This window comes from Sphingobacteriaceae bacterium, from assembly GCA_016715905.1.
Lineage (GTDB): Bacteria > Bacteroidota > Bacteroidia > B-17B0 > Aurantibacillaceae > Aurantibacillus.
This window is the reverse complement of sequence record JADJXI010000017.1, coordinates 471,353-493,040: the sequence shown is the minus strand read 5'-3', so window position 1 is coordinate 493,040 and position 21,688 is coordinate 471,353. Positions and strand designations below refer to the sequence as shown.

General features: G+C 35.8%; 21 protein-coding genes. 15 read left to right on the top strand and 6 right to left on the bottom strand.

Annotated elements, in window-relative coordinates; translation table 11 throughout:
- Window positions 1-51: 51 nt before the first annotated feature.
- The 5 genes from IPM51_14650 (at window position 52) to IPM51_14630 (ending at window position 8,443) form a co-directional block, all read left to right on the top strand.
- Entirely contained in the window at window positions 52-2,610 is a 2,559-nt protein-coding gene (locus IPM51_14650) for a T9SS type A sorting domain-containing protein (GenBank protein MBK9285538.1), read from the top strand.
- 123 nt (window positions 2,611-2,733) lie between these two features.
- Window positions 2,734-4,524, top strand: a complete 1,791-nt coding sequence (gene lepA / locus IPM51_14645) for an elongation factor 4 (GenBank protein MBK9285537.1) — start codon at window positions 2,734-2,736, stop codon at window positions 4,522-4,524.
- Window positions 4,524-5,756: a glycoside hydrolase family 16 protein gene (locus IPM51_14640; GenBank protein MBK9285536.1), complete on the top strand. Its 1,233-nt coding sequence runs from the start codon at window positions 4,524-4,526 to the stop codon at window positions 5,754-5,756. Before lepA ends, IPM51_14640 begins: the two co-directional genes overlap by 1 nt.
- Before the next feature lie 96 nt (window positions 5,757-5,852).
- Window positions 5,853-7,592, top strand: coding sequence for a hypothetical protein (locus tag IPM51_14635; GenBank protein MBK9285535.1), 1,740 nt, complete (start codon window positions 5,853-5,855; stop codon window positions 7,590-7,592).
- A gap of 20 nt (window positions 7,593-7,612) precedes the next feature.
- A complete protein-coding gene (locus IPM51_14630; protein ID MBK9285534.1) occupies window positions 7,613-8,443 on the top strand; it encodes a hypothetical protein in 831 nt (276 codons plus the stop codon).
- Here IPM51_14630 and IPM51_14625 read toward each other — a convergent pair.
- The 3 genes from IPM51_14625 to rlmN all read right to left on the bottom strand — a co-directional run bounded on the left by IPM51_14625 (window position 8,440) and on the right by rlmN (window position 10,976).
- Window positions 8,440-8,946, bottom strand: a complete 507-nt coding sequence (locus IPM51_14625) for a hypothetical protein (protein MBK9285533.1) — start codon at window positions 8,944-8,946, stop codon at window positions 8,440-8,442. The two genes, IPM51_14630 and IPM51_14625, sit on opposite strands and share 4 nt — an antisense overlap.
- Window positions 8,924-9,856, bottom strand: coding sequence for a polyprenyl synthetase family protein (locus IPM51_14620; protein ID MBK9285532.1), 933 nt, complete (start codon window positions 9,854-9,856; stop codon window positions 8,924-8,926). Before IPM51_14620 ends, IPM51_14625 begins: the two co-directional genes overlap by 23 nt.
- Before the next feature lie 61 nt (window positions 9,857-9,917).
- Window positions 9,918-10,976 carry a 23S rRNA (adenine(2503)-C(2))-methyltransferase RlmN gene (rlmN, locus tag IPM51_14615; GenBank protein MBK9285531.1) on the bottom strand — a complete coding sequence of 353 codons (1,059 nt, stop codon included), beginning with the start codon at window positions 10,974-10,976 and terminating at the stop codon, window positions 9,918-9,920.
- Window positions 10,977-11,068: 92 nt separating this feature from the next.
- Here rlmN and IPM51_14610 point away from each other — a divergent pair, with 92 nt between their 5' ends.
- The 10 genes from IPM51_14610 to IPM51_14565 all read left to right on the top strand — a co-directional run bounded on the left by IPM51_14610 (window position 11,069) and on the right by IPM51_14565 (window position 18,991).
- Window positions 11,069-12,220: an amidohydrolase family protein gene (locus IPM51_14610; GenBank protein ID MBK9285530.1), complete on the top strand. Its 1,152-nt coding sequence runs from the start codon at window positions 11,069-11,071 to the stop codon at window positions 12,218-12,220.
- A 12-nt stretch (window positions 12,221-12,232) separates the two neighbouring features.
- Window positions 12,233-12,868, top strand: coding sequence for an MBL fold metallo-hydrolase (locus tag IPM51_14605; GenBank protein MBK9285529.1), 636 nt, complete (start codon window positions 12,233-12,235; stop codon window positions 12,866-12,868).
- A 196-nt stretch (window positions 12,869-13,064) separates the two neighbouring features.
- Window positions 13,065-13,568, top strand: coding sequence for a hypothetical protein (locus tag IPM51_14600; protein MBK9285528.1), 504 nt, complete (start codon window positions 13,065-13,067; stop codon window positions 13,566-13,568).
- Window positions 13,565-14,632 (top strand): FAD-binding oxidoreductase, encoded by a 1,068-nt coding sequence (locus tag IPM51_14595; GenBank protein ID MBK9285527.1) that lies wholly within the window; start codon window positions 13,565-13,567, stop codon window positions 14,630-14,632. The genes IPM51_14600 and IPM51_14595 overlap by 4 nt, the downstream gene beginning before the upstream one ends.
- Window positions 14,629-15,051, top strand: a complete 423-nt coding sequence (locus tag IPM51_14590) for an ATP-dependent zinc protease (protein ID MBK9285526.1) — start codon at window positions 14,629-14,631, stop codon at window positions 15,049-15,051. The genes IPM51_14595 and IPM51_14590 overlap by 4 nt, the downstream gene beginning before the upstream one ends.
- Before the next feature lie 136 nt (window positions 15,052-15,187).
- Window positions 15,188-16,084 (top strand): 30S ribosomal protein S6--L-glutamate ligase, encoded by an 897-nt coding sequence (rimK, locus tag IPM51_14585; protein ID MBK9285525.1) that lies wholly within the window; start codon window positions 15,188-15,190, stop codon window positions 16,082-16,084.
- Window positions 16,085-16,087: 3 nt separating this feature from the next.
- A complete protein-coding gene (locus IPM51_14580; GenBank protein MBK9285524.1) occupies window positions 16,088-17,032 on the top strand; it encodes a succinylglutamate desuccinylase/aspartoacylase family protein in 945 nt (314 codons plus the stop codon).
- A 123-nt stretch (window positions 17,033-17,155) separates the two neighbouring features.
- Complete coding sequence (locus IPM51_14575; GenBank protein MBK9285523.1) at window positions 17,156-17,407, top strand: twin-arginine translocase TatA/TatE family subunit; 252 nt, start codon at window positions 17,156-17,158, stop codon at window positions 17,405-17,407.
- Window positions 17,408-17,480: 73 nt separating this feature from the next.
- Window positions 17,481-17,891 (top strand): hypothetical protein, encoded by a 411-nt coding sequence (locus IPM51_14570; protein ID MBK9285522.1) that lies wholly within the window; start codon window positions 17,481-17,483, stop codon window positions 17,889-17,891.
- A gap of 68 nt (window positions 17,892-17,959) precedes the next feature.
- The gene (locus IPM51_14565; protein MBK9285521.1) at window positions 17,960-18,991 is read left to right on the top strand and encodes a Rieske 2Fe-2S domain-containing protein; all 1,032 of its coding nucleotides are present in this window, start codon (window positions 17,960-17,962) and stop codon (window positions 18,989-18,991) included.
- On the opposite strand, the gene IPM51_14560 is transcribed toward IPM51_14565, so the two are convergent.
- The 3 genes from IPM51_14560 to IPM51_14550 are packed head-to-tail and all read right to left on the bottom strand — an operon-like array spanning window position 18,986 to window position 21,662.
- A complete protein-coding gene (locus tag IPM51_14560; GenBank protein ID MBK9285520.1) occupies window positions 18,986-19,801 on the bottom strand; it encodes a purine-nucleoside phosphorylase in 816 nt (271 codons plus the stop codon). The two genes, IPM51_14565 and IPM51_14560, sit on opposite strands and share 6 nt — an antisense overlap.
- Complete coding sequence (lpxK, locus tag IPM51_14555) at window positions 19,761-20,843, bottom strand: tetraacyldisaccharide 4'-kinase (GenBank protein MBK9285519.1); 1,083 nt, start codon at window positions 20,841-20,843, stop codon at window positions 19,761-19,763. The genes IPM51_14560 and lpxK overlap by 41 nt, the downstream gene beginning before the upstream one ends.
- Before the next feature lie 45 nt (window positions 20,844-20,888).
- A complete protein-coding gene (locus IPM51_14550) occupies window positions 20,889-21,662 on the bottom strand; it encodes a hypothetical protein (protein ID MBK9285518.1) in 774 nt (257 codons plus the stop codon).
- Window positions 21,663-21,688: the final 26 nt, after the last annotated feature.

Genomic DNA, 21,688 nt, shown 5'->3' with positions numbered 1-21,688 from the left:
ATTATGTATTAATTTTTCATAGTTTAGTAGAAAATTTTAACCCTATTCTTCATGAGAAAAATTTACAAATTAGCATTGCTCTTTACAATTATTTTTCAATATGTAGTTCAAGCACAAACTTCGTATCTAAAAGTGCCGGCTATTGAAACAACAACAACTGATACTAGAGCAGCAAACGGAACAACCAATCATGTAACCTTTCGTGGTGTTTATATAATGAGAGCTTCTGAGTTAACCACTATTGGTACCAATACCGCAATTAATGCCTTAGGTTTTTTCTTAAATTTTGGTTTAAGTCCGGCCGTTACCGGTACTATGCAAATTTATTTAGAAAACACCAGTGATTTAACTTACCAAAAAGGGATAAATTTTACAACGGCAATTGCCCCAATGACATCAGTATATAACAATACAGTTACTATTCCGGTTGGTACAACAACTTTAACGATTCCCTTCCCGGCAGATTTTAATTATACAGGTGGTGGATTATATGTAGCTATGGATTGGGTTACTACGGGGCCATTTTCAAATAACTCAGCAAAATACAGGGCCGATAATACTTTGCCAATAGGAGGAGCTGCCATCAGCACAACTGCGGTTCCTGCTTCTAACACTTTAGTACAAGGTAATGTTAGACCGGTGTTCAGAGTGGGTTATGTGAACACGTATACCAACGAGGCTCAGGTCTATGGTATTTATGGGAACGGACGACAACCCTTAGTAAACGGATCTCCTTACTCTTTCAGTGTGGCTGTGAGAAATAATGCAGGTGTGGCCATGACCAATGTTGTACCTACCTTATCAGTAACTGGACCAACCTCTTTTGTTGCTACAGCAACCATTGCTAATATTAACCCGGGAGCTTTAGCTGTTGTTGCCTTCCCTGGTTTTACACCTACAGCTCAGGGAATGCATACGGTAGAAGTTATATTACCTTCAGACGAAAATAATACCAACAATAACGGTAGTATTCAGCACTCCGTTACCTGTAATTATTTAAACGCCGGGCCTCCGGTTCCATTATCCGGTAACTTTACACAAGGTGTAGGATTTAATACCGGCAGCGGTTTATTACTCAACAGAACAACTATTCCAAACACCAGCTCATTAACGGCTTTAAGAATAGGTATTGGAAATACCCCACAAAACGCCGGTAACGCTGTATATGGTGTGTTGTGTAGTAGCGGCGGGGTAATTTTAGCCACCACTAATACAATAGTTTTAGCTCCGTCCATGTTCGGAACCTATAAACAATTTGATTTTGCCACGCCTCCAACTTTAATTGCCAACAGTTTTTATTATGTAGGATTAGCGCAACCGGCCAATACAGTATCGGGATATTTCCCTTTGGCTACAATGCCTAGCGCTACTAATAATATGCCTTCGAATATATATGCAACTTCTGGAATCAACGGGGGATTTATAGGAACTATTACACCAACCTTGGGGTGGTTTGCTATTGAAAGTGTTTATGATAATGGAATTTCATTAACTGTAACCCCGCAAACGTCTACCATTTGTAGCGGAAATACATTGGCTATTACAGCTTCAGGTGCTAATAGCTATAGTTGGAGTAATGGAGCAAATACTGCTGCTATTTCTTTAACTCCGGCCGTTTATTCTGCTTATACATGCACAGGGAGTGCAGTAGTTGGAACTGTTGGTGCATGTGTAGTTGTTAAGTCAGCTGAAGTATTTGTGAATTTAACACCTACCATTAGTTGTCCTAATGGTGCAATTTGCCCTGTTGGTGGTTCATTTACATTAAATCCAAGCGGCGCCGCCACCTATACGATTTCTGGAGGATCAGCTGTTGTTAGTCCTACTACTACCAGTATGTATACTATAACCGGAGAATCTGGTGCGGGATGCCCATCTGCAAACACTGTAGTAACAACGGTATCTGTTTCAAATAACCCGCTTGTATCAATTAACGGCCCTTCTTTAATTTGTATTGGCGGAACGCCACTGTTAACTGCGTCCGGTGCGCTTACCTATTCTTGGAGTACCGGATCAACTTTCAGTGCGGTTATCGTTAATCCAACTATTGCCACAACTTATACCTTAACCGGATATTATGGAACTTGTACTGTTTCGGCAACTAAACAGGTGAGCGTAAGTCCTAATCCAACCTTGTCTGCTCAATCAAGTCATACTTTACTTTGTATTGGTGAAACAGCAACCTTAAGTGCATTTGGTGCAGGCACCTATACCTGGAGCACAGGCGGAAATGGCTTAACGGAAACTGTTTCTCCTACTTCTGAAACTACCTATACTTTAACAGGAGCTATCAATGGCATTTGTCAGCAAAGTGTTGCTATAACACAATCTGTTATTTCGTGTATTGGTATACAAGAAAACATTTCTTCGGCAGATCAAATTAATTTTTATCCTAACCCCAATAATGGCGAATTAAATATTTCGTTTAATTCTTTATCTCCAAAAATGAGTGTTGAAGTATTATCCATTACCGGGCAGATTTTATTAGAAGAACATCATTTGAACATGCAAACTAAATTAAATTTAAAACATTTAGCAAAGGGTGTGTATTTCATTCGAATTAAAGAGAATAACGCCATTATCCGAACATCAAAAATGGCAATTGAATAATTGAACTCGAAAATTATCTCGAAAAGCGGGGCCGATTGGTCTCGCTTTTTTGCTTTTGATTCCTTCTTAACAATCCGTATCATTTAGTATATTTGTGTCCCTTTTTAGGTTATTCATTTATTCATGAAACACATCCGTAACTTTTGTATCATCGCTCATATCGACCACGGTAAAAGCACTTTGGCCGACCGTTTATTAGAACACACTAAAACGATCAGTAGTCGTGAAATGCAAGCTCAGGTTTTGGATGATATGGATTTAGAGAAAGAAAGGGGCATTACTATAAAAAGTCATGCCATTCAGATGGAATATAATTATAAAGGAGAAAAATACGTTTTCAATTTAATTGATACTCCCGGCCACGTTGATTTTAGTTATGAAGTTTCGCGCTCAATTGCAGCATGCGAAGGGGCCTTATTAATTGTTGATGCTGCCCAGGGTATACAGGCGCAAACCATTTCGAACTTATATTTAGCACTGGAGAACGACCTGGAAATAATTCCCATTTTGAATAAAATGGATTTACCCAGCGCCGAACCTGAATTAGTAAAAGATCAAATTGTTGATTTAATTGGATGTAAGCGAGAAGATATAATTCCCGCAAGTGGCAAAACGGGAATGGGAGTTGATCAAATATTAGAGGCCATTGTAGAACGAATAAATCCTCCTGTTGGAGACCTTGAAGCTCCTCTACAAGCACTTATTTTCGACAGCGTGTTTAATAGCTTTAGAGGAATTATTGCCTATTACAAAATCATAAACGGAGTAGTTAAAAAAGGAGATAAAGTTAAGTTTGTGAATACCGGCGCTTCCTACTTTGCTGATGAAGTTGGTGTGTTAAAATTAAAACAGGAACCTCGTAATGAAGTTAGAACCGGAGATGTAGGTTATATTATTTCAGGAATTAAAGATGCGCGTGAAGTAAAGGTAGGTGATACCATTACGCATGTTGATCGTCCTTGTGAAAAAGGAATTGATGGATTTGAAGATGTGAAGCCCATGGTATTTGCAGGAATTTATCCGGTAGATACAGAGGATTTTGAAGAGCTTCGTTACAGCATGGAAAAATTGCAGTTAAATGATGCATCGTTAACCTGGGAGCCGGAAAGTTCGGCCGCTCTTGGTTTTGGTTTTCGCTGCGGATTTTTAGGCATGTTGCACATGGAAATTGTTCAGGAAAGACTTGAACGCGAATTTAACATGACGGTTATTACTACTGTTCCTAACGTTTCGTATAAGGCATACACTACCAGTAATGAATTGGTAACGGTTAATAATCCATCTGATTTACCCGATCCGGGGAAAATTGATTTTATTGAAGAACCATACATTAAAGCTAATATTATCACTAAATCTGAATACATTGGGCCGGTGATGAGTTTATGCATCGAAAAACGCGGCCAAATTGTAAATCAAAATTATTTAACTGCCGATCGTGTTGAATTAATTTTTCATATGCCATTAGCCGAAATTGTTTTTGATTTTTACGATCGTTTAAAGTCAATTTCCAAAGGATATGCCTCTTTCGATTATGCACCACTTGAAATGCGCCAGAGTGATTTGGTAAAAATGGATATTCTACTGAATTCGGAACCGGTGGATGCCTTATCTGCACTTGTGCACAGAAGCAACGCGCACAGCTTAGGAAAAAAAATGTGTGAGAAGTTAAAAGAATTAATTCCACGACAACAATTTGAAATACCTATTCAGGCCGCCATTGGAGCAAAAATTATCGCCAGAGAAACCATACGAGCCATGCGTAAAGATGTAACTGCAAAATGTTACGGAGGTGATATTTCCCGAAAAAGAAAATTACTTGAAAAACAAAAAGAAGGTAAAAAAAGAATGAAACAAGTGGGAAGTGTTGAAATTCCACAGAGTGCATTCATGGCTGTATTAAAACTAAATGATTAATGAAAAAAGTTTTAGTTATAATATTTTTTCTTTCAATTCTTACTCCGCTCTCTTCACAAATTATGTGGCAATTCAAAAAAGACACTTTAATCACCTGGCATTATTCGGGCGGTGATGAGTTTAATGGCGATAAAATAGATGAAGTAAAATGGAATTACAGTTACGGATGGGCCCGTTCTATTTTTACCAATAAGGAACAACAATATTATACCGAAGGACATAATCACAAAGTAAAAAACGGACAATTATCTATCCAGGCAATTCGTAAAGACACTGTTGCTAAAACGGTTGACTATATGAAAGACAGCGATTCATTGATAGACAACAAGCGTTTTTTTGGGCTCAATAAAAAAACATTTGCTTTTACCTCAGGGATGATTCAAAGTAAAGAAACTTTTTCGCATGGCTATTTTGAATGCAGATTAAAAATTCCGAAGCAAAAAGGGTATTGGCCGGCTTTCTGGTTATTCAGCGGCGACCCCTATGAAGAAATAGATATTTTTGAAGGAAAGAGCGAACGAACGTCACAGGTACATATTGATACACATTGTCGCGGTTGCGATAAAATCAGTTATTATTTATCGAAAAGAAGCTATGGAGGCTGGGCAAAAACCCGGGCCGATTTATCCGGTGAGTTCAATATCTTGTCTTGCGAATGGACCAACGATTATGTTCGTTATTATTTAAACGGGCAATTTATTGGCAACTCTAATGTAAATTTTAAAAACCCGAAGAATATTATTTTTAATCTGGCTATTCCGGCCGATGACGGTCCCTTTCATCCCGGTCCTGTAAAAAAAGACACCGGTAAAGTTGCTTTTGAAATTGATTACCTGAGAATTTGGGATAAAAGTCCTTCTCATCAGAAAAAAAATCCGGAATTAATTCAACGTCATGGTACTTATATTGCAAACGAAACTAATTTTATTGATAAAAAGTTTAACAAAAGAAAAAATAAATTGGTTTATGGTAAAAAATCTGCCGCCAAAAATGAAGGAATATTTATTTCCTTTTTTAATGATCCCGGTCAATTACAATTTACTGTGCTAGGTTCTTTTGGCAAACAATTTCCGTTATTGGAAATATTAGATGAAGAAAATAAAATTCTGGAAAGTAAATTGCTCACTCAAACCATTGTAAATATTAATTCCTGGCCCTTTAAACAAAAGTCAGTTACTATTAAAATATCGTACCAAAACAAAGTAGCAAGTTCTGTAATTGCGATTCCTTAGCCATTTGCGCTTGATTTTCCGTTTGCCAACAGAAAATTGTTCACAAAACCCGTATCCTTTCTCCGGCATTCCCGTTATGCAGGCTAAATTTACACTATGTATTATTCTCGCATTTTTATTCTGTCCTGCTTCTTCATTCAAACTATCGGTAAAAGTCAACTTAAAAAAGAATACTACGACGCTAAAGAGTCTCAATTAAAATCTGAAACAGATTACTATAAGGGAATGCCGCACGGTTCACATACTGAATTTTACAAATCAGGCAATGTGAGCAGAAAAGGAACCTATTATGAGGGAAAAGAAGACAAAATTTGGACATTTTTTTACGAAGATGGTACCAAAAAAGCAATTGAGTTCTATGAAAAAGGAAGAAAAGAAGGCACCAATGTTTACTACTTCAAATCGGGAAAAGTTGCTCAACTAACAAAATATGAAAATGATTTAGCCGACAGCATCTGGACTTCCTTTTTTGAAAACGGGAAAACAAAAAGTAAGGAGCCTTTTACTAAAGGAAAAAAAGAAGGTGAGTGGATTTATTACTTTGAAAACGGCCAAGTAGAAAGCAAAGGTTTTTTTGAAAAAGATAAACGAAGCGGCAAAGTTGAAACTTTTTTCAGCAACGGAAAAATTAAATCGATACAAAATTTTTGCGAAGGAAAACCTTGTGGTAAATGGGAAGAAAATTATGAAAATGGAAAACGCAAATTCGAAAAAGAATACAAAGATTCAACTTTGTATTTAATCAATTTGTGGAATAATAATGGCATACAACTCGTAAGTAACGGCCAAGGAAGTATAACCGCCAATTATGATAATGGAATTATTCGTGCCATGGGAAATTATAAAGATGGATTACAAGATGGCATATGGCGGTTTTTTCATCAAAATGGCGAACTAGATTACGAAGCTACTTACAAAGAAGGTGCGTTAAATGGATATTATTCCTCATATTTTCCGAATCACAAAATTAAAAGTGAGGGAGAATTTCAGGCCGGTAAAAAGAACGGGATTTGGAAATTTTATTTTCCGGAAGGCAATTTAGAAATGAGTGGAACATTAAAAGATAATTTACGGGAAGGGAAATGGACATATTATTATAAAAACGGGAAAATTGAAAGCGAAGGTAATTTCGCCAGTGATATGCAAAACGATACCTGGAATTATTTTTACCAGGGCGGCGAAAAATGGAGAAGAGGAAATTACCTAAATGGTATAAAAAATGGTATGTGGGTTACCTGGTTTGAAAACGGCAACAAATTACAAGAAGGTGCTTATTTAAACGGAAAAGAAAACGGTTTGTGGTTAAGCTGGTGGCAAAATGGAAAGAAAAAGGATGAAGGATCTTTTACTTTGGGTTTACTCACCGGAAACTGGCAAGGCTGGTATAGCAATAGTCAACTAAATTATACAGGCAAATACAACAAAAAAGGGAAAAAAACCGGAAAATGGAATTACTTCTTTGACAGTGGAAAACCAAGGGAGATTTCTAATTATGTAAATGGAATAAAACACGGCCAACACATAGAGTGGTTTGAAAGAGGCGGATTTGTTGATACCAAAGGAAAATATCGCAAAGGTCATCAACACGGCACCTGGGAATATTTTTTTGAAACCGGAGGATTAAATAAAACACAAAATTTTAATAAGGGTAAATTGCAAGGCAAAAGTGTAAGTTATTACAACAATGCCCGACTCCAATCCGTTTGTTATTATGCTGTTATTAAAGAACGTAGAAAGGGCAAATTACAGAGTGTGCCCGACGGAGAGTGGATTTTTTACGATAAAAACGGGAATGAAATAAACCGTGTCAGGTATGACAAGGGAATAAAAAAATAATATATATTTGTACTACTCGAATGAAAAAAAGTTTCAAATTCATCTTTTACCCGGTTATCATTTTAATGATAAATGCATGTGGCAGCGGTGAAAAAATTGATGATTCGTTAGATCACATGGATTCAACTAGAATTGCTGTTGAAGAAACTAAATTAAATGCGCAAAACGTGTTTAACACCATGCCGGATAGAAAAGAAATTTTGAAACTTATTGAATCTCACCAAATCGATTATAATGCCGATTTATTAAACGATCCTAACTTTGTAGATAAATACACCATAGAGTCTGCAAAAGCTGTAAATCTTGGGGTATATGGTTCAGATTTAAGTATTGCCAGTGCTTTTGAGCAAACACAAGAAAGTATAATTTTTCTGAAATGTGTAAATGTGCTTGCCGGTGATTTAGGTGTGAATAACGCTTTCGATCAAAGCATGTTTGACAGAATGGAAGCTAATAAATCCAGCAAAGATTCTACCTTGGAAATCATCACTAACGCCTTTAAATCGGCCGATCAAATATTAAAAACGAACAACAGACCGGCAACATCAGCCATCATTCTTTCCGGTGCGTGGATTGAAGGATTGTATGTTTCTTGCAAAATAACCGAGTCGCTAAATTCAGATGAAGTTGCAAAAAGTATTTTAAGTCAGGAAGAATCTTTAAAAAATCTGATTATTTTATTAGAAGCTTCCAAATTAAATGACCGTTCTGATTATATTTTACACGGATTAAAAAAACTCCACGATATTTTTGCGGCTTCTATGCAAACAGAAAAAACCGGATTTGAGGCTATTAAAGATATCAGTGAGGGAATAACCGCTTTACGTACAAAAGTGGTTTCGGGTATCTAATTTTTTGGAACTACTTTTCCGTTGTTTAAAGTAAAAGAATCGGCAACCCTTCCTATACTATCGTAGTAAATCCAAACGCTATCCTGAATGTCATTTTTATAATATCCTTCATAACGTATTTTACCGTCTTGATAATAGGCTACATTTTTACCTTGCTTGAGACCGTTATCAAAAGTAAGTTCACTCCATTTCATACCATTGGGATAAAAACTAAACCAATCGCCATGTCGTTGCCCAAATCTAAACATGCCTTTAAACTTTACTATTCCGGTAGGATACTTGTCAATATATTCGCCGGTATATTCACTGTCCGGAGGCATAATCAATAAAGGATTCGCCCTTTTCATGCTATCACTATACTCCCTTTGTTTTACTTTTCTTAAAGAATCATTTTCTCGCTTTTGGGCTTCGGTCATAACCGTTTCATTCACACAAGAAGAGAATACCGTGATAAATAATGCATACGTTAAACCCAGTATTTTACTTTTTTCTTTCAATGGCATATATCAATAAATTTTCTAAGCTTTTTCCGGCTTCATTTTCGGGCAATTGTTTTAAAATTTGCAAGGCTTTGTTTTTATACTCATGCATAATTTTTATGGCATATTCTATTCCGCCTTTTTCAATCACAAATTTAATAACCTCCTCCACTTTTTCACTTTCCTCGCTGTGATTTTTAATAATATTTATAATTTTCCTTTTTTCTGCAGATGAACAATTGTTTAAAGCATAAATGAGCGGCAATGTCATTTTTTTCTCTTTAATATCAATCCCCGTTGGTTTTCCGATCTCATCTCCACTGCCAAAATCAAACAAATCGTCTTTTATCTGAAAAGCAATGCCGGTTAATGTTCCAAATTCTGTAGCTAATTTGATTAATTTCTCATCTTGGCTAACCGAAGCTACTCCCGCAGCACAACAGGCCGCTAACAAGGCGGCCGTTTTTTTGGTAATAATTTCAAAATAAATTTCTTCCGATATATCTAAGCGCCGGGCTTTTTCTATCTGCAATAATTCTCCTTCACTCATTTCCTTTACAGCAATACTCATTATTTTTAGCAAGTGAAAATCGTTGTTTTCAATAGATAAAAGCAATCCTTTAGAAAGCAAAAAATCGCCAATTAACACGGCAATTTTATTTTTCCATAAAGCATTTACACTAAAAAATCCTCTCCTTTCATTACTATCATCCACCACATCATCATGCACTAAAGTTGCGGTATGCAACAACTCAATTAAGGCTGCCGCTCTATACGTACTTTCATTTATATCACCGGCATTTTGAGCGCTTAAAAAAACAAACATGGGCCTGATTTGTTTGCCTTTTCTTTTTACAATATAATTGGTGATTTTATCCAATAAAGGCACAGTACTTTTCATGGCTCCTCGGAATTTCTCCTCAAAGGCCTCCATGTGATCTTTAACCGGTGCTTTTATTTCTTCTACTTTTCTCGACACGAATCTAAATTAAACTTTATTTTAATTCATTTAACGCCAATTTGTTTTTGTTGGCTAATTGTCCGCAAGCCGCATCAATATCTTTTCCCCTACTCCTTCTTACATTACAAATAATGCCTCTTGATTCTAAATGATCGATAAAAGCATTTAATCTTGCCCTTGTGGTTTGTTTAAATTCTTCGTTATCAATTGGATTATATTCTATAATATTTACTTTCCCCTTTACTTTTTTACAAAATTGCACCAGTTCTTCGGCATCCGTTTCTGAATCATTAAAATCTTTAAAAACAATGTATTCAAAAGTAGGTCGCGTACCGGTTTTTTTAGTGAAATAAATGAGCGCCTCCTGCAAATTTTCCAAGTTATTGGTTTCGTTAATAGGCATTATTTCATTTCGTTTGGTATCATTAGCCGCGTGTAGCGAAATAGCTAAATTAAATTTGACTTCATCATCGCCCAATTTTTTTATCATTTTAGCTACGCCGGCAGTTGATACGGTGATACGTTTTGGCGACATGCCCAAACCTTTTGGCGAAGTAATTTTTTCGATTGAACTTAACACTTCTTGATAATTTAATAAGGGCTCGCCCATACCCATGTACACAATATTAGTTAAGGGACTATGGTATTTTTCTTCTGCGGTTTTTTTAACCAATACCACCTGATCATAAATTTCATCGGCATTTAAATTGCGCATGCGTTTTAATTTTCCGGTAGCACAAAATTTACAAGTTAAACTACAACCCACCTGCGATGAAATACAAGCCGTCATTCTACTCTCTAAAGGAATTAATACACTTTCTACTACGTAATTATCATGCAAGCGCATGGCGCATTTAATGGTTTTATCGCTGCTGATTTGCAATTCACTGATCTGAACCGCATTAATTACAAAGTTTTCATTTAAATAAGTTCTTAGTTTGAGGGAAAGATTCGACATTTTAGAAAAATCAATTTCGCTCTTACTCCACAACCACTCATACAATTGTTTGGCCCTAAAGGCAGGTTCGCCCAATTGCTGAAAAACTGCAGTTAGTTCTTCTAAGGTTAATGCCCGAATATCACGTTTTTGAATCAAGACAGTAAAGATACGGTTATTCTTCCTTGCCTCTCTAATATCTCCTGCCTTTCCCCTCCATTATCCCTTAAATTTCTTTAAATTTACTTGTGCGTTTTATAACAGCCGATCATATTTTTAACGGAGAAAAACTATTGGATGCGGGCTCCGTTCTGGTGCTTGAAAATAATGGCACAATCAGCGATATTTTAAGGGAAGGAACTATTGAAAATAACCGAGTAGAAAAATCAGCGGGTTGGCTTTGTCCGGGTTTTATAAACATTCACGCTCATTTAGAATTAAGTCATTTAAAAGATAAAATTCCACAGCAAACGGGCTTAGCGGGATTTGGAGAAAAAATAATTAGTATTCGACCGGGCTTTAAAAACGAAGAAATAAGAGAGGCTATGCAGCAAGCTGATGCCTTTATGTTTAATGAAGGGATAGTTGCTTGCGGAGATATTTGCAATACAGCCGATAGCCTAAAAATGAAAGAAGGTTCTTCTATTCATTATCATTCCTTTATTGAGTTGCTGGCTTTAAATCCCGACAGAGCAAATGACATGCTAACGGCCGGAAAATATTTATTTGATCAATTTGAAAACGCTCAACTGAGTTGCAGTTTGGCGCCTCATGCCGCATACAGTTCTTCTAAAAAACTAATAGCAGCCATTGCTCAGTTTAATATAGCAAGAGATTTACCGGCCAGCATTCATAACCAGGAAAGCGAAGAAGAAAATAAATTTTTTAATGGAGAGCCATCTGCATTTCACAATTTATACCGCTTTTTAAATATGGATATCTCTTGGTTTCTGGCCCCGGGTTGTAGCAGTTTAATGCATTACACCGATGCTTTAAGTACACAACAAACTATTTTAATTCATAATACTTTCACTAGTTCAGCTGATCTAAATTTTATGAATACTGAAAATATATATTTTGGGTTTTGTCCTAATGCCAATATTTACATTGAAAATCAATTACCAGATTTTAAAATATTTGAGTCCTATAAAACAAAAATTACTTTGGGTACCGATAGTTTGGCTTCTAATTATAAATTGTCATTAATAGATGAAGCTAATGTTGTATTGAAAAATTCAAATTTTACAGTGGAAGAGGTTTTGCGTTTTATGACTTTAAATGGAGCCCGGGCTTTAAAATTACCGGAACATTTTGGGAAAATTAGTATTGGAAAAACGGCAGGGCTTAATCTTTTACAAATAAAAAACAACCAAATTAATTTCACTAAACGAATCTGCTAAGTATCTTTGTTCATGCTTTATTTAAAATCTTTTGCCTTTAATGCTTTTCAGGAAAACACTTATGTTGTTTATGACGATAAAAATAACGCTATTATTTTTGATCCCGGAAATTCTAACACTTCCGAAAATTTAGTGTTAAAGCAATTTATTGCCGATAATCAATTAAACTTAACTCGCTTAATTTTAACTCATGCCCACTTAGATCATGTATTGGGAAATAAATTTATACAAGATACTTACGGATTGTTGCCGGAAGTGAATGCCGAAGATCTTTTTTTATTGGAAAACATGATGAATACGGCCAACATGTATGGTGTTCCCGCCGAAGAATCACCAATGCCCGAAAAATATATTTCAGAAGGAGACCAAATAATTTTGGGCGATTATACATTTGATTGCATACATGCGCCGGGGCATTCACCCGGAAGTATTTGCTTTTATAATGAACCAAACAAAATTATTATAGTTGGCGATGTTTTATTCAGAGGAAGTATTGGCAGAACAGATTTGCCCGGAGGAAATCACCAGCAATTATTAGACGCTATACAATCTAAATTATTTACATTGCCTGATGATGTTAAAGTATTTAACGGCCACGGCCCATCCACTACCATAGGCTTCGAAAAAAATAACAATCCGTTTTTTTAGTCCAATTATGTAATAAAACAAACCAATTATATAAATACTTAAAAAATTAATTTCATTTTTATTAATTTCCCTTATCAAAATTCTTAAACACATATTTATTTTCTTCATTTCATTTTCTTGTTTTGGTCAAAGCGACAGTTTAAAAACTGAAAAAGAAAAATATTACAGAAAAGAAGAAATCATATACGACGGCAAATTGTACAGAAAATACAATAACTATGCTACTTTTGGCGCAGGTTATTTGAGCAGTTCGCGCCGGTCTGATATTTCAAAAACGATTGGTATAGATTTTCAATTTCACATACGCCGAGAACAATTTCAGATTGGCATGAATATGAGTGGTCCCGAATTTTTATCCAATAATAATTTGCAAGGTCATTTCGGTTACGGGTGGCGAAAAGAAAAAAATAAAAGTAACATTGCCGTGTTTGGTGGTTTGTCTTATTATACCGGTGTATTAGCCATTGAAGATACGGCGCTTGGAATTATTCCTTATTATTATGAAGGATTTGGCCTTTATGCTTCCGCACAATTCATTACTAAATTCACCTATGATATTGGAATGGGCATAGAGGGGTTTGGCGAATTAAGCCCCGGCCAAAGTTCTATCGGAATAAAATTCATTCTGTTCTTTTCAGGTGCATATAGGGGGCCTAAGAAAAATTACAATGTAAACGTTCGATCAGAAAACAAACGATGAAGCCTTATCTTATTGTTGGACGTGGGTTATCTGCCTTTGTTTTAGCGCATCATCTTCATCAGCAAAAAATAAACTTTACTATTATCGGCAAAAAAAATTTAAGTAGGGCGTCCTTAGTTGCCGCCGGCATTTGGAATCCTGTAGTTTTGCACTCCTTAAGTAAAAGCTGGCAAGTTGATCTTTTTTTACCCTATCTGATTAATTTTTATCGAACACTCGAAAAATTATTAGGCACAGCACTTATTACCAATAGAACCATAATCAGGCCGTTTTCGGAAAAACAAGAAATAACCCTTTGGGAAAAAAAAGCACAAGGAGAAATGCGGGAATATTTAGACCCGGTGATTTATCAGCAAGAAAAAAATATTTCGGGCCTCTATTCTTTTCCACTTGGGACTGGAAAAATTAAAGGCGCCGGAAATTTAGACATTCCCTTCTTTATTCAACAAAGTGAAACTTTCTTTCAAAATAAAATGCTGGACGAAACATTTAATCACAATTCAATAAAAATTATAAACGAAGGCCTTGAATACAACAAACAATTTTATAGGGGTATAATTTTTTGTGAAGGTCATTTGATGAAAAATAATCCTTTTTTTAATTATCTCCCCTTGAAACCTGTAAAGGGAGAATTGATAAATTTTGTAGCCAAAAATTTAACTATGGGTGATTCTATCTTAAGCAAGGGGAAATTTATTTTAAAAATGGGTTCAGAATATAAAGCCGGCTCTACCTTTAATTGGAATACCATCAATGAAGAGCCCGAAACTGATAGCAAAATAGAAATAGAAAAAAAAATAAGTGAACTAATTGTAGGCCCGTTTAAAACCACGGCACACCGGGCCGGAATTAGGGCCTCGGTAAAGGACCGAAGACCATTGATTGGCGTACATCCGAAATGGCCTAATTTATTTTTGTTCAACGGATTCGGAAGTAAAGGTGTTTTATTAACGCCATACTTAGCCAATAATTTAGTAAATTTCATCGCCGGAAAAGAAAGCATTATGCAGGAAGCAGACATAGCCAGATTTAACTCTTATTATTTAACAAATAAAAAACCGTGAAAATAATAGGAAGAAGAGAATATGTGGATATACCTGAATTAGGTTTATTACAAGTAGAAGCCAAACTGGATACAGGCGCTTATACCTCATCCGTTCATTGTGAGGAAGTGTTGCTAAAAGAAGTATCCGGCATACCTACTTTGGTTGTATCCATCATCACTTCTGATTCCGAAACAAAAAAAGAATTCCATTTCAATACTTTTACGCTAAAAAAATTTAGGAATTCCTTTGGCGAAATGGAGGAACGATACGTTATAAAATCGATATTAAAAATTGGGAACAAACAAATTCTGGCTTCCTTTTCCTTGTCAAAGCGCGATAAAATGAAGTATCCCGTTTTATTGGGGAGGAGGCCTATTAAAGGTCGATTTTTAATTGATGTTAGCCATTTGCATTTGGGCGGAAAAAATGAACAGTAAAAGCCCTGAAATCGCATTTTTTATTTGCAAAAGAAGCTAATTTCATTGTTTAATTTAATTTTACTCTTTACCTTGTCTCTTCAATTTTAGACCTTCTTTTATCTAAACATTTCAATACACTTCAATACCATCTACTATGAGAATTGTTGTTCTTTCGCGAAACCGTCATTTGTATTCCACGCAGCGAATACTGGAAGCAGGCGCAGCCCGTGGACATGAAATGATTTTGGTAGATCACATGAAGTGTGTTCTAGTAATAGAGCAAGGGCAACCTCATGTGTATTATGGAGGCAAGCCCATTAAAAATATTCAAGCTGTTATTCCTCGTATTGGCGCAAGTGCCACGTTTTTTGGAACTTCAGTAGTACGTCAATTTGAAATGATGAGGATTTTTACAGCTATTGAATCACAGGCCTTGGTTCGATCCAGAGATAAATTAAGAAGTTTACAAATATTAGCGAGAGCCGGAATTGGAATACCCAAAACTGCATTTGCATCTTCACCAAAAGCAGAGGACATAGATAGTTTGGTGAACAGTATTGGCGGAGCACCCTGCGTTATTAAATTATTAGAAGGCACGCAGGGTATAGGCGTAATTTTAGCCGAAAACAAAAAATCGGCCAGTAGTGTAATTGAAGCATTTTTAAAACTAGATGCAAACATGTTGGTGCAGGAATTTATTAAAGAAGCAAAAGGTGCTGATTTGCGTGTATTTATTGTTGATGGTCAGGTTGTGGGAGCCATGAAAAGACAAGCCAAACCCGGAGAGTTCAGAAGTAATTTGCACAGAGGCGGAACAGCCAAAGTTATACGTTTAACCGACGAAGAAAGATCTACTGCCATAAAAGCTGCTAAAAAATTAGGATTAGGTATTGCCGGTGTTGATTTGTTACAATCTAGTAGAGGGCCTTTGGTTATGGAAGTTAACTCATCTCCCGGTCTGGAAGGAATCGAAGGGGCAACAAAGGTGGATATAGCCGGAAAAATAATTGAGTATGTTGAAAGAAATGAATTTAATAAGCCAGGAGAGTAAAATTTGCCAATAATAATAAATAAACAACACGTTGCGCCGGGAGAGCGAAAAACAGTAGTTCTGAATTCCTATGAGCTGCACACTAAAACTAACATTCAAATTCCGGTACAGGTAATTCGGGCAAAAAAACAGGGCCCAACCATGTTGTTAAGTGCGGGCATGCACGGAGAAGAAACCAATGGAATTGAAATAGTTCGTAAAATTTTAATTCGGGAAGAAGTTCAGGATTTAAAATGCGGTTCGCTGGTTGTTTTACCGGTAATTAATATTGTCTCTTTTTTATACGGAAGCAGGGATTTGCCCGATGGAAGAGATTTAAACCGTTGTTTTCCGGGCAGTAAAAAAGGCTCCTTTGGAAGCCGAATCGCTTACGACATTACAAATCATATTTTGCCCATCATTGATTTTGGTGTAGATTTTCATACCGGAGGAGCAAAAATTAATAATCATCCCCAATTGCGATGCGTTTTTGATGTTGGAAATAATTTAAAGTTGGCTGAAAGTTTTGCACCTCCTTTAATTATTGATAGTAATTATCGAGCTGGTGCTTTAAGACATGAAGCCGGCAAAAGAGGAAAACCCATTTTAGTTTATGAAGGCGGTGAAAGTATGCGTTTTGATTATTACGCGATTAATGAAGGTATAAACGGATGTTTGCGATTAATGAAGTCATTTGGCATGATTGATGCCGAACTTCCCAATAACTCTTCCATTAAAATAGGAAAAGATTTATGGGTAAGAGCCAACGATAGCGGACTTTTTCATATGTCGGTAAATAACGGCGCACATGTAATGAAGGGTGATTTACTTGGGTTTATTTGTAATCCTTTTGGGGATATTGAAAATAAAATAGTAAGTCCGGTTGATGGATATATTTTTGGTTTAAACAACCAACCTGTAGTTAATGAAGGAGATGCCTTAATACACATTGGAATTGAAATAGATTAATTAACTTTGTAAAATGAACCACTCAGCCGATTTTGGAGATTATTTAATTGCTTTATTTATTGGGGCCGTTTTTATCACCGGAATTATTGTAGTATTTAAATTTATGAGGGCCGGAAGAAAAAAATGAGTACTAGTTTATACATATTGTTCTTAAATTTAGGCGGAGGCGAAATTGTACTTATCGTTTTTGTTATTCTATTATTATTCGGGGGTAAAGGTATTCCGGGTATTGCCAAAACACTTGGCAAAGGAATCAGAGAATTTAAAGATGCCACGGATGGTATACAACGAGAAATTCAACAAGGTACCGGCGGAATTACCAAACAGGTAGAAGAACAAATTCAAGAAGTGAAGAAAGAACTAGACAAAGAGTAAGTTCATTTTTTTGCTACATTTTTTCGAAATTAAACACAAAAGCACATATTTAATTTATTTACTTTTTTATTGCTTGCCTTTAATTTCCCCGGCTCAATCCGCTTTTACTATTAAAAAAGAATCGGATATTATTTATTTTCAAAAAGGGAATAAAACAGATTCAATCACCAAAACAAAAGGCAGTGAGTTTTATTTTATTGTTCCCGAAAATAAAAAAAGTAAAATTGTGATTCAGATTGAAAACGGACATTTCACCGGTACAGAAAATGACAGCATCATAAAATTACATTATATGCCGGGTTTAAAATATGAATGTGTTTACGAATTAAAAGACGAACACGCACCAGTTCCCCACTTTGAGTTTAAAACCTTAATGAACGGAACCAGCACTACAAATGATTCGGCCATTCAAATTAAAATTTTTCAGAATTATGCTTTATTTACTGAAAACAAATACTACTTTAGTACTTCTTCAAAACAATAATTATTAAAAATCTAGCTAAATATTTTGTAGATGAAAATATTGCGGTAGCCCAAACTATTCATACGGATGTGTACAACAGTGCTGACGTATTTGAATATTTAAAAGAAACGCTTTTTTTCAACAGCTGGCAGTTGGTGGCTGACCAAGATAATTTTAGCGAAACTGAAACTATAATTCCTGTTACACTTTTAGAGGGATTTTTAAATGAGCATATTATCTTAATTAAAAGTAAAAGCGAAGAGTTAATGTGCTTAAGCAACGTGTGCACACATCGCGGAAATTTATTGGTGAAAGAAAAATGTAAACTGAATCAATTGGTTTGCAAATACCACGGAAGAAGGTTTGATCTAAAAGGCCAATTCATTTCTATGCCTGAATTTAAGGAAGTTTGCAACTTTCCTTCCGATGAAGATCACTTGAAAAAACTTGCGGTATTTACCTGGGGAAAATTAATATTTACCTCTTTGCATCCAAAAGTGGAAGCCAAAGAAATTTTTGGTGAAATACAGGAACGATTACATTGGTTTCCCATGGATAAGTTAATTCTTCAAAAATCCAAATGCAGAGATTACCCAATTGAAAGTAATTGGGCCCTGTATTGTGAAAACTATCTTGAAGGATTTCACATTCCTTTTGTTCATGCCGGACTAAATGACGTACTTGACTTTGGAGAATACACCACTGAATTATTCCCTTATTCTAATTTACAAATTGGTATAGCTAAAGACGGGGACGATTGTTTTGAACTGCCGGAAAGTTCCATTGACTATGGTAAAAAAATTGCCGGTTATTATTTTTGGGCCTACCCCAATTTAATGCTCAATTTTTACCCTTGGGGCTTATCGGTGAATATTGTTAAACCAACAGGCGTAAACCAATGTAAAGTGTGTTACCTGACTTATGTATTTGAAGAAAAAGAAAATTTTACCGGTGCAGGCGGCGACTTACATACCGTAGAAATGGAAGATGAAGAAATAGTTGAAAGCGTTCAGCTTGGAGTACAATCGAGGTTATATTCTCATGGACGATATTCGGTAAATCGGGAACAGGGGACGCATCATTTTCATCGCTTATTATCAGAAAGTTTAAAAGCTCTATAGTCTTTTAATCAGTTCCCTAACAATTAAACTCATTTTTGGCTCCTGCATTTTAGCAATATGCTGAACTTCTTCATGACTAACGGTTTGCACAATACCTTCAACACCTAAATCTGTAACTATGCTAATACCAAAGCATTCCATGCCGGAATGTTTAGCTACAATCACTTCCGGAACAGTACTCATACCAACAGCATCGGCACCAATTCTCCACAAATAGCGATATTCTGCAGGCGTTTCGAAGCAGGGCCCGGTTAAGCCGGCATACACACCTTCACTTACTTTTATATTATTTTCAATTGCGATTTGTTTTGCCAATTGTAAATACTCTTTTTTATAGGCCTCACTCATATCCGGAAAACGCGGTCCAAGACTGTCTTCATTTTTTCCAATCAAAGGATTAGTTGGAAACAAATTAATGTGATCATTAATGAACATGATTTCTCCCACTTCAAAATTAGGGTTCATGCCTCCACTGGCGTTACTAACAATTAATGTTTTTATCCCTAAAGCTTTCATCACCCGAACCGGAAAAGTAATTTGTTGCATGCTATAGCCCTCATAAAAATGAAAGCGGCCCTGCATGGCCATTACTTTTTTTCCTCCTAAATCCCCGAAAATTAATTTGCCGCTATGACCTTGAACTGTACTTACCGGAAAATTAGGAATTTCATTATAAGGAATAGCAAACTCTACAGTTATTTCCTTCACCAATCCCCCTAATCCGGTGCCTAAAATAATTCCAACACTTGGTTTAAAATTTTTGGTTTCTTCAAGTATACTTTTGGTGGTAAATTCTATTTGATCTAACATATTTTAATATTTCATTATTAAACTCTTCTTCCTTTTCTTTAAAGGTAATTTCAATTGGAAGCACAAAAATATTCATTCTTTTCGCAATATGACTCACACTTTCATCCATCAATCGCATCATGTCTTTTTCAGTAGTTACTATAATTTTATTTCCCCCTTCAAAACTATTATAATAACGCTCTATATCCTCCAGATCTTTCGGAATAAACTCATGGTGGTCATTAAATGGTAAGTGACTTACTTCGCTGGCATATTCACGTAAATAATTGATCATGGGTGTTGCATTTGCAATTCCTGTAAATGCAATGATCCGGAATCGGAATAAATCATTTAAGGTGTCAATTTTATTAAATGGATCGGTTAGAGAATACAGCTCTCCATATTTTATATAAGAAAAAAACACGCGTTGGTGCGCCATTGGTTTTACGTCCTTTAAAACATTTCTAATCTCAACGGGAGTGGTGTTATCCGGTGTTTTTGTAATTACTATAATATCTGCTCGTGCTATTCCTGATTTGTATTCGCGAAGTCTTCCTCCAGGCAAAATACTATCATTAAAATATAAATTGCCAAAATCGCTCACAACAATACTTAATCCAACTTTTATATATCTATGCTGAAAAACATCATCCAGTATAATTACTTTGGGCGGAAATTCTGTTGCCAATAATTGTTTAACTCCACTTACCCTTGAGGCATCAACGGCAACTGTAATTTGATGTTTCAATTTGTACATGAGGGGCTCGTCGCCAACATCTTTTACTCCGCTTTCATCATCAGCCAACACAAAACCTTTTGTTTTTCGTTTATATCCTCTGCTAAGTGCTGCGCATTTCACCCCTTCTTTTTTTACAAGAGTAATTAAATATTCAACTAAAGGCGTTTTGCCTGCTCCGCCAACGGCCAAATTACCTACGCCAATGGTATGTACGTCAAATTTTTTTTGAGTTAAAATTCCCCAATCAAAAAGTTTATTTCTGAAACCGGTTACAAGTCCATACAAAAATGAAAAAGGGAAAAGTATTATTTTATACCCATTCAATTTTCGCGTGTATAGAATTACAGATAGACAAAGTATAATTTATATTTAATCATCCGTGTTTTCGTCTTTCGAAATCTGAAATCCGAGTTGTGGTTTTGCAGGATCAATAATTAATTCCGTGAAGTTCAATCCCCTATTGTATTTGATTTCCAACGGGGCTGACTTATCCCAGTCTTTAATTGACGTTTTTGTCATATTGGTAATGCCTTTGGTACAAGATGAAATTGTTTTATGCTTCCACTTTGTTTTCATGGTTTTAATATTCCATTTCACAAAATACAATTTGGTTTCGTGTCCGGCTGCACATAGCTGATCGGCCGATTTATTAAAGGCATCGATATAAAGATATTGATAAAGTGTATCTCCAATCAACTTTTCCATTAACACTCTTGAAACTTCCGGATCCACACAAATCGTATCATTTACTTTATGAATCACAAAAGTGTCTTTGTATACAATGTTTATACATAGTTTCATTTTTTCAGGTTTTTTGGCCTTTGGATTTGGTCTTTGTGTCCAGGCCCTGAATGATAATCGCTCTTTCTTCAATCTATCTCTTAAATCCTTACGTAAAGAGTCATTTTTACGTTTAATTTCCGGATGTTTAATCTCTTTTCCTGTCATGGCGTCCAATTCCACTTCCAAGTCAAGGGTTTTCTCTAAGGCTTCCATCGGGTCCAATTCTTCTTCTTCTTCAACTACTGCGGTTGAATCTTCAACAACCACCGGTTTCTTTTTTCCTTTTGGTGTACCTTTTTTAGTTTGAGCGCTAACTGAAATAGCGAACATGCAAACAATAATTAGAATTTTTTTAACCATGCTATGAAGTTAAAGAATATTATTAA